Genomic DNA, 13,007 nt, shown 5'->3' with positions numbered 1-13,007 from the left:
CCACAGTTTGCAAAGCTAGCGTCTCCGGCACCCGGGGCGCAGCAAATCTGCAAAGCCATCCCCGGACGACAGGACGCGGCACCACCCGCGGCGGAGGGGACAGGACATGGCGCAGAAACTCTATGCCGGGGCCAAGCTGCGCGAGACGCGGCAGCGGCTGGGGCTGACCCAGAAGGATTTCGCCGCCAAGCTCGGCGTCTCGCTGCCCTACCTGAACCAGATGGAGAACAACAACCGGCCCGTCAGCACCTCGGTCGTGCTGTCGCTGGCGCAGGAGTTCGGCTTCGACGTGACAGAGCTGTCGACCGGCGACAGCGAGCGGCTGGTCAGCGACATGCGCGAGGCCATGGCCGATCCCGTGCTGGCCGAGGTCGCCCCGCCGCTGGCGGACCTGCGGCTGACCGCATCCAACGCGCCCGCCCTCGCCCGGGCTTTCCTCGAACTGCACCGCGCCTATCGCCAGACCCATGAACGCCTCGCCTCGCTGGACGAGGCGCTTGGCCGCGACGATGCCCGCAGCCAGACCTCGCCCTGGGACGAGGTGCGCGATTTCTTCCACTACTGCGACAACTACATTGACGCGGTGGACCGCGCGGCGGAACGCTTTGCCAACCCAACGGGGCCGGAACACAATATCCGCGTCCGCGCCGTCACCGCGCTCGGCGCGCGGGGCATCACGGTGGACTTCGCCGAAACGCCGGTGCTGCGCCGCTTCGACGTCGAGGCGGGCGTGCTGACCCTCTCGCACCGCGCAGCGCCCGAGACGCAGACCTTCCAACTGCTCTTGCAGGTGGCGCTGCTCGAACAGGACAAGCTGCTGGAGGCCACGCTGGACCTCGCCCGCTTCCAGTCCTCCGAAAGCCGCGCCATCGCCAAGATCGGGCTGGCGAACTACTTCGCCGGGGCGGCGCTGATGCCCTATACCGCCTTCCTCCATGCCGCGCAGGAGGTGCGCCACGACCTGGAGCTGCTGGCGACGCGCTTCGGGGCCTCCATCGAACAGGTGGCGCACCGGCTCTCGACGATGCAGCGGCCGGGGGCGAAGGGCATTCCCTTCTTCTTCGTGCGGGTCGATCAGGCGGGCACGATCACCAAGCGCCATTCGGCCACGCGGCTGCAGTTCGCGCGCTTCGGCGGGGCCTGCCCGCTCTGGAACGTGCACCGCGCCTTCGAGACGCCGGGCCGCTTCCTGCGCCAGCTGGCGGAGACGCCGGACGGGGTGCGCTACATCAACCTCGCGCGGGACGTGTCGAAATCGGGGGGGAGTTTCGGGGCACCGGTGCGCCGCTTCGCCATCGCGCTCGGCTGCGAGGTGGCCCATGCGCCGGCGCTCGTCTACGCGGATGACCTCGACCTGAACAAGCCCAAGGCCTTCGAACCGATCGGGATTTCCTGCCGGATCTGCGAGCGGGTGCATTGCCACCAACGGTCGGTGCCGCCGCTGGAGCGGCGGCTGACCATTGATGTGAACACGCGGGACGTGCTGCCCTACGACGTGGGCTGATCAGCCCGCGGGCTGGGCGGCCTTCAGGAGGGCGAAAAGCCCGTCCTTCAGGGCGCTCCGCTGCTTGCGCAACTCGATGATGGCGAGGTCATCCATCGGCGTCACGTTGGTTTCGGCCAGGTGGATCTTGTCGTTCGCCTCGGCGTATTCGGCCAGCAGCCGCGCGAAATGCGTGTCCTGCGTCTTCAGTGCCGTGATCGTGGCGGCATATTCCGGGAAGTCGTCATGAAGTTGGTGCGGAGCCTTGGACATTGGCGTTCCCTTTCCTGTTGCTTTGAGGAGAGGCTAGACCCATGTCGCAGACCCTTCTTTGACAGGGATCAAGTCACGCCGCCCCGCCCTGCGACAAAGCGGCCCGCCCCGTCGGGATGCGATCGCTCAGAGCTTGGTCGCGGGCGCGGGCGGGGTCACCCGGCGCTTCAGCCGGCTCTCGCGCCAGGTGATGAAGGACACCGCCGAGATGATCACCACACCGCCGAAGACCACCCAGGGGTCGATCGGCTCGCCAAAGACCAGCACGCCCAGCAGAACCGCCCAGACCAGCTGCAGGAAGGTGACCGGCTGGGTCACCGTGATCGGCGCCTCGCGGAAGGCCAGCGTCATCAGGTAGTGCCCGGCCGTCGCCACGCAGGCCACGAAGGCCAGCACCGCCCATTGCTCGCCCGTGGGCGCCTGCCAGACCGGGATCGCCGCCGGGGCCAGCCCGATGGTCACGGTCAGGGACATCAGCGCAACCACCGGCACGGGGCCGATATCGTCGGTCATCACCTTGGCGACCGAGTAGGAGACCGCGAAGAGCATCGCCGCCACCAGCATCGACAGATGGCCGGGCCCGATCTCGCGCAGGCCGGGACGCAGGATGATGCAGGCCCCGATCAGACCCACGACCACGGCCACGATCCGGCGGACGGCCAGCCGCTCGCCCATGAAGAGCGCGGCCCCGATGGTCACGAGGATCGGCGTCAGGTAGCCAAGCGCCGTCACATCGGCCAGCGGGATGCGGGCCATGGAGTAGAACCACAGGATCACGCCCGCCGAATGCACCACACCGCGCAGTCCCGCCATGCCCCACTGGCGCCGGGTCAGCTGTTGCCGTGCCAGCACGTAGAGCGCCGGGATCGTCAGGATGATGCCGAAGGCGTAGCGGATGAAGGCGCCCTGCGCGGCCGGCAGGCCGGTCCCGATGTAGCGCACGCCCGCCGTCACACCGACGAAGAGCAACCCGGCCATGACCATGTAGGCCACGCCAAGGACCGGGCGCTGCTCCGGTTTCGCCTTCGGCGCCGGGGGCACGGGACTGACCGCTGCGCGGCGAGAGGTCTTTGACATACGCATATCCATGACATCTGCATACAGTAACGCCCGATTCCGACAACCCCCCAGAGTTGAAAATGAAACGGACGAAGCCAGACTGAAGTGCGGCCCGGGACACCGGCAAGGCCGCGAACGGGCGGGCTCAGAACTGCCCGCGCAGGAGGCTGAAGGCGACGCTCCACATGACCAGCCCCACGAGGACGTCGAGCACCCGCCACGCCACCGGCCGCGCAAAGAGCGGCGCCAGCAGGCGCGCACCGTAACCCAGCGAGAAGAAGAAGACGAGCGAGGCGCTCATCCCGCCCGCGGCGAAGCCCAGCTTGTCATAGGGCGCCGAGACGGCCCCCATCAGCACCAGCGTATCGAGGTACACATGCGGATTGCCCCAGGTGAGCAGCAGGCAGGTGGCCAGCGCCCGGCCAAGGCTCTGCCCGCCCTGCCCCGCGGCCTCCAGCACCTCGCCGCCGCGCCACGCGTTGCGGAAGGCCATGGCACCGTAAACCAGCAGGAAGGCCGCCCCGCCCCATGTCATCACCGGCTCCAGCCAGAAAACCCGGGCCGTCAGCGCGCCGAAGCCCGCCACGCCGGCGCCGATCAGCAGGGCATCGGAGAGGCTGCAGACAAGGCAGATCCAGAAGACATGCTCGCGCCGCAGCCCTTGCCGCAGCACGAAGGCGTTCTGCGCCCCGATCGCCACGATGAGCGAGAGGCCCAGCCCGAACCCTGCCAGATATGCCTGCATCCCTGCCTGCTCCTTGCGCACACCCGACCGCTGCCTGCGGCCCCGGAGGGCCTTCCTATCCCGCACGGTGGTGCGACCCAAGCCTTGTTTTTCAGGGCCCCACCCGGAATGTGCCCCGGCGCATAGATCCGGGGCATGTGCCATATCGCCAGCTTTTATTGGTCAGCCTCCGCGCGGCGTGCTTCGCTCACCCGGAACGGACGCCTGCGTCCCGGGACCGGGCGCGCGGCCCATGGGCCCGGCAGGATCGACACAACAGAAAAACAGGGATCAAGACAGATGGATGCAGCGCAGGACATGCGGCAGGGGATCGACGAGGCGCGGCTGTGGTCCGACCTAATGACCATGGGTGCCATCGGCGGCACGGCGGGTGGCGGCTCCATGCGGCCCGCGCTGTCGGATGCGGACCGGGAAGGCCGCGCGCTCTTCCGCCACTGGGCGCAGGAGGCCGGGCTGGAGCTGCGCACCGACCGGATCGGCAACATCTTCGCCCGCCGCCCGGGAACAGACCCGACGGCAAAGCCGGTGATGATCGGCAGCCACCTCGACACCCAGATGCCCGGCGGCAAGTTCGACGGCGTGCTGGGAGTTCTGGCCGGGCTGGAGGTCTGCCGCGCGCTGACCCGCGCCGGGGTCGAGACGACGCGCCCGATCGAGGTGGTGAACTGGACCAACGAGGAAGGCGCCCGCTTCCAGCCCGGCGTCATGGGCTCGGCCGTGCATGCCGGCACGCTGGCGCTGGAGGAGGCGCTGGCCCGCACCGACCCGCAGGGCCGCGTGCTGGGGGCGGAGCTGGAGCGCACCGGTCAGGCGGGCGACGCCGCGGTACCCGGAGACGCGCCCGAGGCCTATTACGAGCTGCACATCGAACAGGGGCCCGAGCTGGAGGCCGAGGGGCTGGACGTGGCCATGGTCACCCGGTCCTCGGCCATGTGTTCCGGCTATGCCACGATCAACGGCCAGAACGGCCATACGCAGACGCTGGCCATGCCGCTGCGCCGCAATGCCCTCGTCGCCGCCGCGCAGATGATCCTCGCCATCGAGGCGATCGGTGCCTCGGTCGCCCCCGAGGGGATGGTCAGCGCCTCCGTGGTGGAGAACTGGCCCAACAACCGGGTGAACATCCCGCACCTGACCAAGCTCAGCTGGGCGGTCGTCCACATGGACCCGGCGGGCCGCGACGAGATCGTGGCGCGGATCGAGGCCGAGGTCGCCCGGATCACCGCGGAGACCGGGCTCGACATCGCGCTGGAGCACAAGCACTACCGCGAGCCCTGCATCTTCGACGCCGACCTGATCGCGGCGGGCGCGGCGAAGGCGGCGGAGATGGGCCTTGCCTGCAAGACCATGCCCACGCTGACGGCCCATGACGCGCTGACCCTGTCGTCGCGCTGCCCCACGGCTCTGATCTTCGTGCCCTGCCGGGGCGGCGTCTCCCACAGCGAGGCGGAATGGTGCACGGCACAGCAGGCCGCCAAGGGGGCGGAGCTGCTTCTGGCGATGGTCCGCGACGCGGCGGCCTGAGCCCCGGCAGATGCCTCGGGATTGCCCGTTCCGACGGGCAATCCGCCTGAAATTCCCGCAGCCGCGGCGCAGTTTGCCCGCGGCCCTCACAGGCGCTTGACCTTCAAGGCGGCGCCTGATCGGTGGACTTTCCCCCGGGGCGGCCCTAGGCTGAGACACCGGCCGGGCCACCTGACATGAGGATCATGATGCGGGACGTTGGGTTTTCCCACCTCGACTGGAATCTGCTGCGCACCTTCGTGACGATCGCGCAGTCGAATTCCATCACCGATGCCGCGCAGCGGCTGCACCTGACGCAGCCGGCAGTGTCTGTCAGCCTCAAACGGCTGGAAGAGCAGGTCGGCCACCGGCTCATCGAACGCTCCTCGACCATGTTCGAGCTGACCTCCGCCGGGCGCAGCCTGCTGGCGGAGGCGCTGGAGATCACCGCCGCGGTGTCGCGTCTGCCCGCCAGCCTCGGCGCCGCCGAGAAGGTGCTGACCGGCGAGGCGACCATCGTCATGGCCTCGCACATCACCTGTGACGAGTTTGACGCCGGGCTCGAGGCCTTCCACCGCCGCCATCCGCAGGTCCGCCTGACACTGCAGGTCGAAGCCTCCCGGGAGGCGCTTGCCATGGTGGCCGCGCGCAAGGCCGAGATGGCGATCTGCCTGATCGGCGAGCGCAACCCGCAGCTGGAGTACAACTTCCTCTTCCAGGAACACTTCGGCCTCTACTGCGGGCCGACGCACCCCTTCTATGGCCGGAGTGACCTGACCATGGCCGATCTGGCCGGGCAGGACAGCGTCGGCTACCTGACCGAACGCAGTGATCAGGCGATGCGGGAACTGGCCGCGCTGCGCCTGCGCACCGGGCTGAACCCCGTGGTTGTGGGCACCTCCCACAACCTCGAAGAGGTCAAGCGCATGGTGATCGCGGGATTCGGCATCGGCCCCCTGCCCGTGCACTGCGTCGAAGCCGACGTTCTGGCCGGGCGACTCTGGCGCCTGCCGCCCTTCGAAAGCACCCCGCGGGCCGAGATCTACTTCGTCACCCATCCGCCGTCGCTGCGCAGTCGCATAGAAAATGAACTGCACCGCGCCTTCGCGGAACAGGCGGACAAGCGCCCGCCCGAGGCGCGCGTCTACGGACAGCACAGCCCGCTGCAGCGATAAAATTCAGCATTGTAAGGGAATTATGACGACCCCGCGCCGCGGGCCGGGGGCGCATATCCCCGTGTCATGGGCCTGCATAGCAGGGGGTAATGCGATCTATTCGTGATTATAATTCGACATAGTGGAACGCGCTTCGCAGTCTTGAAAGCAGGACGACAGATGTCCTGAAACCTCTGGCGCCTCCCACCGGGACGCGCTCACCCAGACAAGGCCGGACACACGGCCACTTCAACAGGAAGGTCTACAAGATGCTTTCAACGACCGCGATGCGACGCGCGGCGATCGCTGCCGCTTGCTCGATTGCTGCCACCTCCGGCATGGCCCAGGAAACGCCCGTCAAGGGCGGCCGGCTTGACCTCGTGGTGCAGCCCGAACCCACCAGCCTGATGATCGGCATCACCACCAACGGGCCCAGCCTGCTGGTCGGCGGTTCGATCTACGAAGGCCTGCTGCGCTACGACGAGAACCTCGAGCCGATGCCCTCGCTGGCCAAGAGCTGGGAGATCTCCGAGGACGGCCTGACCTACACGTTCCACCTGCAGGAAGGCGTGACCTTCTCCGACGGTGAGCCCTTCACCTCCAAAGATGTCGTCTTCACCATGAAGGACTTCCTCATGGAGACGAAGTCCAAGTGGCGCGCCATCATGGAGCCGGTCGCCGACGTGACCGCGCCCGACGACATGACCGTCGTCGTGACCATGAAAGAGCCCTTCGGCCCCTTCATCCGCTCGCTCAGCTACAACGTGGCCCCGATGGTCCCCGCCCACGTCTACGAGGGCACGGAATACGCGACCAACCCGGCCAACGACACCCCGATCGGCACCGGCCCCTACGTTCTGGCCGAGTGGAAGCGCGGCTCCTACATCGAGCTGGACGCGAACCCGAACTACTGGCGCGAGGGCCTGCCCTACCTTGATGACGTCGTCTATCACGTCGTGCCCGATGCCGCTTCGCGCGCCACGGCCTTCGAGACCCGCGTCGTCTCCGTGCTGCCCGGCGGCTCGGTCGAGAACTTCGACATCCCGCGTCTGGCCGCCGAAGAAGGCGTCTGCACCACCGAGAAGGGCTGGGAATACAACGCGCCCCTGTCGTGGATGTGGATCAACAACCGCACCGCACCGATGGACAACAAGAAGTTCCGTCAGGCGATCATGTACGCGATGAACCGCGAGATGATGCTGAAGGTGCTGTGGAACGGCTATGGCAAGGTTGCCACCGGCCCGATCACCTCGACCATCCCGTTCTACGACGCGGTCGAGCCGACCTACGAGTACAACCCCGAGAAGGCCAAGGAGCTGCTCGAAGAGATCGGCTACGACGGCAAGGAACTGCGCCTGCTGCCGCTGCCCTACGGCGAAACCTGGCAGCGTTGGGCCGAGGTCGTGAAACAGAACCTCAAGGCCGTCGGCATCCCGGTCGAGATCGAATCCACCGACGTTGCCGGCTGGAACCAGAAGACCTCGCAGTGGGATTATGACCTCGCCTTCACCTACCTCTACGAGAACGGTGACCCGGCAATCGGCGTGGCGCGGAACTACATCACCAGCCAGATCGCGCTCGGCAACCCGTTCAACAACGTCGAGGGCTACTCGAACCCGAAGGTTGACGAACTCTTTGCCAAGGCGGCGACTGCCCCCTCCGACGAGGAGCGTCAGGCAGCCTACACCGAGGTGCAGAAAATCCTGCAGGAAGACGTGCCGGTCGCATGGCTGACCGAGCTCAGCTTCCCGACCCTCTACGACTGCTCGGTGCAGGGCCTCGTCGCGACGGCCAACGGCATCGGCAACTCGCTCGGCGAGACCTGGATCAAGAAGTAACCCTTCCTGATCGTTTTCTCCCCAGCCGGGTGCGTGCCCTCCACGCATCCGGCTCCCTCACTACCCCCGACCACGGGACCTGACCCATGCTCCGATTCATCCTGGGACGGATGGTCAAGATCGCTCTGATCCTCCTGGCCATTACCATCCTGAACTTCTGCCTGATTCACATGGCGCCGGGCGATCCCGCGCTTGTCATGGCCGGGGAAGCCGGCGATGCCGACCCGAAATTCATCGAAGACCTGCGCGCCCAATTCGGCCTCGACAAGCCGTTCATCGTGCAGCTCTGGACTTATGTCAGCCATTTCGCCACCGGCGACCTCGGCTTCTCCTATCGCCAGCAGATGCCGGTCAGCGAACTGATCCTCGACCGCCTGCCCGCGACCCTGCTGCTGTCGATCTCGGCCTTCCTGATCTCCCTCATCCTCGGCGTCGTGGCCGGCGTCATCGCCGCTGCCCGTCAGGGCAAGGCCTCCGACAGCATCATCTCGACCATCGCGCTACTGTTCTACGCCACGCCGCTGTTCTGGATGGCGCTGATGGCGGTGCTGCTCTTCTCGGTCCAGCTGGGCTGGATGCCTGCCTTCGGCTACGAGACCGCGGCCTCCGACATGACGGGCCTTGCCCGGATGCTGGACATCGCGCACCACCTGATCCTGCCGTCGGTCGTGCTGGGCCTCTTCTTCATGGCGACCTACGTGCGGATCACCCGCGCCTCCATGCTGGAAGTGAACCGCCTCGACTTCGTCAAGACGGCCCGCGCCAAGGGTCTGAAACCCTCGGTCATCCAGCGCCGCCACGTGCTGCGCAACGCGATCCTGCCCGTCGTCACCCTTGCCGGTCTTCATGCCGGCCAGCTTGTCGGTGGCGCGGTCCTCATCGAGACCGTCTTCGCATGGCCCGGCATCGGCCGGCTGATGTTCGAAGCGCTTCAGAGCCGTGACTACAACGTCCTGCTCGGCGTCTTCACCGTCTCGGCCGCGCTCGTGCTGATGTTCAACCTGATCACGGACTTCACCTACCGTATCGTCGACCCGAGGATCCGCCTGAAATGAGCAACTTCTGGACAACCTTCAAAGGCAACAAGGGCGCCGTCGTCGGTCTCGTCATCCTCGCGATCGTCCTGCTGGCCAGCATCTTTGCCCCGATGCTCTACACCACCTCGCCTTGGGACATGGTCAACATGCCCTTCATGGCGCCCGGCGTGGACAGCTCCGTGCCGCTCGGCACCGATACGCTGGGCCGCGACATCGCCTCGGGCCTTGCCCACGGCGCCTACATCTCGCTGCTGGTGGGCTTCGTCTCGACCATCGTCAGCCTCTGCATCGGCATCCCCCTGGGCGCCGCGGCAGGCTACTTCGGCGGCTGGGTGGATGACGTGCTGATGCGGATCACCGAGTTCTTCCAGGTGATCCCCTCCTTCGCCTTCGCCATCGTGCTGGTCGCGATCTTCGAGCCCTCGATCACCTCCATGATCGTCGCCATCGCCGTCGTCAGCTGGCCCCCCGTGGCCCGTCTGCTGCGCGGCGAGGTGATGTCGCTGAAACACCGCGAGTTCATCGAGGCGGCCGAGCTGTCGGGCCAGTCGGGCTTCACGATCATCACCCGTCAGATCCTGCCCAACACGATCTCTCCGGTGATCGTTCTGGCCTCGATGATGGTCGCCACTGCGATCCTGACCGAAAGCGCGCTCTCCTTCATGGGCCTTGGCGATCCGAACGTGATGAGCTGGGGCTACATCATCGGCGCTGGCCGGACCGTGCTGCAACAGGCGTGGTGGATCAGCTTCTTCCCCGGTGTTGCGATCCTGCTGACCGTGCTTGCCTTCAACCTGATCGGCGAGGGGCTGAACGACGCCCTGAACCCGCGCCTTGCCAAACGGAGGGGCTGAGATGACCGATCCGATCGTTCGTATCGAAAACCTGAAGATCGCGCTGCCCGAAGGGGCGGACCGGCCCTACGCCGTGGACACCTGCAGCTTCGACCTCTTCCCGGGCAAGATCCTCTGCGTGGTGGGCGAGTCCGGGTCGGGCAAGTCCATGTCGGCCAACGCGCTGATGGGTCTGCTGCCCGAGGGCGTCCATGTCTCCGACGGGCGTATCCGCCTGGGCGACCGCGACCTTGTCGGCCTGACCGACGAGGAAATGCGCGACCTGCGCGGCCGCCGCGTCGCGATGATCTTCCAGGAGCCGCTGTCGGCCCTCAACCCGCTGATGCGGATCGAGGACCAGATCGCCGAGGTCTTCGAGGCCCATGGCCTGCTGAAACCTGCCGAGCGCAAGAAGCGCGCCGTGGAGCTGCTGACCGAGGTCGGGCTGCCCGATCCGGCCCGCGCCGCACGGGCCTATCCGCACCAGCTTTCGGGCGGGCAGCGGCAACGTGTGGTCATCGCCATGGCGCTCGCGCTGGAGCCGGAAGTGCTGGTGGCGGACGAGCCGACCACCGCGCTCGACGTGACGACGCAGGCGCAGATCCTCGAACTGATCCGCACCCTCCAGGTCGAGCGGAACATGGCCGTGATGTTCATCACCCATGACTTCGGCGTCGTGGCCGAGATCGCGGACCATGTCACCGTGATGCAGCTTGGCAAGATCGTCGAGGAAGGCCCCGCAGCCACGGTGCTGTCCAACCCGCAGCACCCCTATACCCGCAAGCTGATCGACGCGATCCCCAAGCTGCGCGCCGGGCGCGCCGCCGCCCCCGCGCGCGAGCCGCTGATGGAAGTGAAGGGCGTCTCCAAGACCTACCGCTCCGGCGGTGGCCTCTTCCGCCCGGTGCGCGAAGTGCACGCCGTGAAGGACATCAACCTGACCATCGGCCGGGGGGAAACCATCGGCATCGTGGGCGAAAGCGGCTCGGGCAAGTCCTCCTTCGGGCGCTGCCTCGTGCGGCTTCAGGACACCGACGAGGGCCAGATCCTGCTGGGCGATCAGGACATCACCAAGGCGCAGGGCAAGGACCTTCAGGAACTGCGCGCCAAGGTCCAGATGATCTTCCAGGACCCCTACAGCTCGCTCAATCCGCGCATCCGGGTGGGCCGCACCATCGCGGACGGCCCCATCGCCCACGGCACCCCCGTGGCGCAGGCCATGGCCGAGGCGGATGCCCTGCTGGAACGGGTGGGTCTGCCCGGCGCCGGCAAACGCTATCCGCACGAGTTCTCGGGCGGTCAGCGGCAGCGGATCGGCATTGCCCGTGCGCTTGCGCTCAAGCCGCAGGTGATCGTCGCGGACGAGGCCGTCTCGGCGCTCGACGTGTCGATCCAGGCGCAGGCGCTGGAGCTTCTCGACGAACTCAAGCGCGAGCTCGACCTCTCGCTGGTCTTCATCACCCACGACCTGCGCGTCGCAGCCCAGATCTGTGACCGCGTGATGGTGATGCAGAAGGGCGAATGCGTCGAGATCGGCCCGGGTTCGCAGGTCTTCGACAACCCCAGCCACCCCTACACCCGGTCCCTCATCGAGGCGATCCCGGGCAAGGACTGGGACGCCGAGGCGGCCTGAGGGCCGTCCCGCGACAGGTATATCAGCATACCCCGCCCGCAGGACGGGCGGGGACACCACCAGTGAAGGAACTCTCCCATGGATGCGAAGGTCAAACCCGCACCGAATTCGCCCGAGGCGCGCGACATCGCCTACCACATGCACCCCTCCGTCGACCTGAAGCGCTATGAGGACGAGGGCGGCCTGATCATCGAGAAGGGCAAGGGGATCTACGTCTACGACAACGCCGGCAACAAGTACATCGAAGGCCTTGCCGGTCTGTGGTCCGTGGCCGTGGGCTTCGACGAGGAGCGCCTCGCCGACGTGGCCTACCAGCAGATGCGCAAGCTGCCCTATTACCACAACTTCAACTACAAGGCCGTGGGCCCCGCCGTGGACCTCGCCGAGAAGCTGGTGGAGATCTCGCCCGAGCACATCAAGAAGGTGCACTTCACCTCCTCCGGCTCGGAAGCGAACGACCTGATCGTCAAGATGATCTGGTACCGCTCGAACGCGCTGAACAAGCCCGAGAAGAAGAAGATCATCGGCCGCAAGAAGGCCTACCACGGCGTGACCATCGCAGCCGGTTCCGTCACCGGCCTCGCGCCGAACCACACCAGCTTCGACCTGCCGCTGGATCGCATGATCCACACCGAAACCCCGGACTACCCCCGCGATCACCTCGAGGGCGAGACCGAGGAGCAGTTCTCGGCCCGCATGGCACAGGCGCTCGAAGACCTGATCCTCGCCGAAGGCCCCGAGACCATCGCCGCCATGTTCGGTGAGCCGGTCATGGGCGCGGGCGGCGTGATCGTTCCGCCGAAGGGCTACTGGGACGGCATCCAGGCCGTGCTGAAGAAATACGACATCCTGCTGGTGGCGGACGAGGTCATCTGCGGCTTTGGCCGGACCGGCAAGATGTTCGCCTGCGAGACCTACGGCATCAAGCCCGACGTCATCACCACCTCGAAGCAGCTGTCCTCCTCCTACATGCCGCTTTCGGCCATCCTGATGAGCCAGGAGTTCTACGCGCCGATCGCCGAGGAAAGCCACCGTCTGGGCGTCTTCGGCCACGGCTTCACCGCCTCGGGCCACCCCGTCGCCACCGCCGTGGGCCTTGAGAACGTCAAGATCATCGAAGAGCGGGACCTCGTCGGCAATGCCGCGCGGATGGAGAAACCCTTCCTCGCGCGTCTCAAGAAGCTGGAAGACCACGGCCAGACCCTCTGGTCGCGCGGCGTGGGCCTGATCGGCGCGATCGAGCTCAAGCCGGGCGAGAAGCCGGGCCTGATGGGGCCGAAGGCGCAGGCACACCTGCTCAAGCAGGGCGTCATCTGCCGCGCCATCGGCGACGCGCTGTGCTTCTGCCCGCCGCTGATCATCACCGAAGAGCAGATCAACGACATGTTCGACGCAGTCGAGCGCGCGCTGGACGATCTGGCCGCCGAGCTGGCTGAGGAGGCCTGAGAC

Annotated in this window: 11 protein-coding genes; 8 read left to right on the top strand and 3 right to left on the bottom strand. The window is 66.9% G+C overall.

Annotated elements, in window-relative coordinates:
* The first annotated feature begins 106 nt into the window (after positions 1-106).
* A complete protein-coding gene (locus tag ACX9MO_RS11000) occupies positions 107-1,504 on the top strand; it encodes a helix-turn-helix domain-containing protein (RefSeq protein ID WP_462211867.1) in 1,398 nt (465 codons plus the stop codon).
* Here the strand turns inward: ACX9MO_RS11000 and ACX9MO_RS10995 are convergent, their stop codons facing one another.
* The 3 genes from ACX9MO_RS10995 to ACX9MO_RS10985 all read right to left on the bottom strand — a co-directional run bounded on the left by ACX9MO_RS10995 (position 1,505) and on the right by ACX9MO_RS10985 (position 3,560).
* Positions 1,505-1,756, bottom strand: coding sequence for a YdcH family protein (locus ACX9MO_RS10995; protein ID WP_462211866.1), 252 nt, complete (start codon positions 1,754-1,756; stop codon positions 1,505-1,507).
* Between the two features lie 126 nt (positions 1,757-1,882).
* Positions 1,883-2,833 (bottom strand): DMT family transporter, encoded by a 951-nt coding sequence (locus tag ACX9MO_RS10990; protein ID WP_462211865.1) that lies wholly within the window; start codon positions 2,831-2,833, stop codon positions 1,883-1,885.
* Between the two features lie 127 nt (positions 2,834-2,960).
* Positions 2,961-3,560, bottom strand: coding sequence for a LysE/ArgO family amino acid transporter (locus ACX9MO_RS10985; protein ID WP_462211864.1), 600 nt, complete (start codon positions 3,558-3,560; stop codon positions 2,961-2,963).
* A 279-nt stretch (positions 3,561-3,839) separates the two neighbouring features.
* Here ACX9MO_RS10985 and ACX9MO_RS10980 point away from each other — a divergent pair, with 279 nt between their 5' ends.
* From ACX9MO_RS10980 to ACX9MO_RS10950, 7 genes are all read left to right on the top strand, one after another.
* Positions 3,840-5,084 (top strand): M20 family metallo-hydrolase, encoded by a 1,245-nt coding sequence (locus ACX9MO_RS10980; RefSeq protein ID WP_222493597.1) that lies wholly within the window; start codon positions 3,840-3,842, stop codon positions 5,082-5,084.
* Positions 5,085-5,269: 185 nt separating this feature from the next.
* On the top strand, positions 5,270-6,238 hold the full coding sequence (locus ACX9MO_RS10975) for a LysR family transcriptional regulator (RefSeq protein WP_222493599.1): 969 nt from the start codon (positions 5,270-5,272) through the stop codon (positions 6,236-6,238).
* Between the two features lie 248 nt (positions 6,239-6,486).
* Positions 6,487-8,055, top strand: a complete 1,569-nt coding sequence (locus tag ACX9MO_RS10970; protein WP_462211863.1) for an ABC transporter substrate-binding protein — start codon at positions 6,487-6,489, stop codon at positions 8,053-8,055.
* Between the two features lie 86 nt (positions 8,056-8,141).
* Complete coding sequence (locus ACX9MO_RS10965; protein ID WP_222493603.1) at positions 8,142-9,110, top strand: ABC transporter permease; 969 nt, start codon at positions 8,142-8,144, stop codon at positions 9,108-9,110.
* A complete protein-coding gene (locus tag ACX9MO_RS10960) occupies positions 9,107-9,946 on the top strand; it encodes an ABC transporter permease (protein ID WP_222493605.1) in 840 nt (279 codons plus the stop codon). Before ACX9MO_RS10965 ends, ACX9MO_RS10960 begins: the two co-directional genes overlap by 4 nt.
* 1 nt (position 9,947) lies before the next feature.
* Entirely contained in the window at positions 9,948-11,558 is a 1,611-nt protein-coding gene (locus ACX9MO_RS10955) for an ABC transporter ATP-binding protein (protein ID WP_462211862.1), read from the top strand.
* A gap of 78 nt (positions 11,559-11,636) precedes the next feature.
* Positions 11,637-13,004: an aspartate aminotransferase family protein gene (locus ACX9MO_RS10950; RefSeq protein WP_462211861.1), complete on the top strand. Its 1,368-nt coding sequence runs from the start codon at positions 11,637-11,639 to the stop codon at positions 13,002-13,004.
* Positions 13,005-13,007 lie beyond the last annotated feature (3 nt).

The organism is Pseudooceanicola profundus, from assembly GCF_054919315.1.
This window is presented reverse-complemented; position numbering and strand designations above follow the sequence as displayed.

Excerpts from the sequence above, each read along its gene's own strand:
- ACX9MO_RS11000 (WP_462211867.1), top strand. The coding sequence starts at position 107 with ATGGCGCAGAAACTCTATGCCGGGGCCAAGCTGCGCGAGACGCGGCAG.
- ACX9MO_RS10985 (WP_462211864.1), bottom strand. The coding sequence starts at position 3,560 with ATGCAGGCATATCTGGCAGGGTTCGGGCTGGGCCTCTCGCTCATCGTG.
- ACX9MO_RS10995 (WP_462211866.1), bottom strand. The coding sequence starts at position 1,756 with ATGTCCAAGGCTCCGCACCAACTTCATGACGACTTCCCGGAATATGCC.
- ACX9MO_RS10975 (WP_222493599.1), top strand. The coding sequence starts at position 5,270 with ATGATGCGGGACGTTGGGTTTTCCCACCTCGACTGGAATCTGCTGCGC.
- ACX9MO_RS10965 (WP_222493603.1), top strand. The coding sequence starts at position 8,142 with ATGCTCCGATTCATCCTGGGACGGATGGTCAAGATCGCTCTGATCCTC.
- ACX9MO_RS10990 (WP_462211865.1), bottom strand. The coding sequence starts at position 2,833 with ATGTCAAAGACCTCTCGCCGCGCAGCGGTCAGTCCCGTGCCCCCGGCG.
- ACX9MO_RS10955 (WP_462211862.1), top strand. The coding sequence starts at position 9,948 with ATGACCGATCCGATCGTTCGTATCGAAAACCTGAAGATCGCGCTGCCC.
- ACX9MO_RS10970 (WP_462211863.1), top strand. The coding sequence starts at position 6,487 with ATGCTTTCAACGACCGCGATGCGACGCGCGGCGATCGCTGCCGCTTGC.
- ACX9MO_RS10960 (WP_222493605.1), top strand. The coding sequence starts at position 9,107 with ATGAGCAACTTCTGGACAACCTTCAAAGGCAACAAGGGCGCCGTCGTC.
- ACX9MO_RS10950 (WP_462211861.1), top strand. The coding sequence starts at position 11,637 with ATGGATGCGAAGGTCAAACCCGCACCGAATTCGCCCGAGGCGCGCGAC.
- ACX9MO_RS10980 (WP_222493597.1), top strand. The coding sequence starts at position 3,840 with ATGGATGCAGCGCAGGACATGCGGCAGGGGATCGACGAGGCGCGGCTG.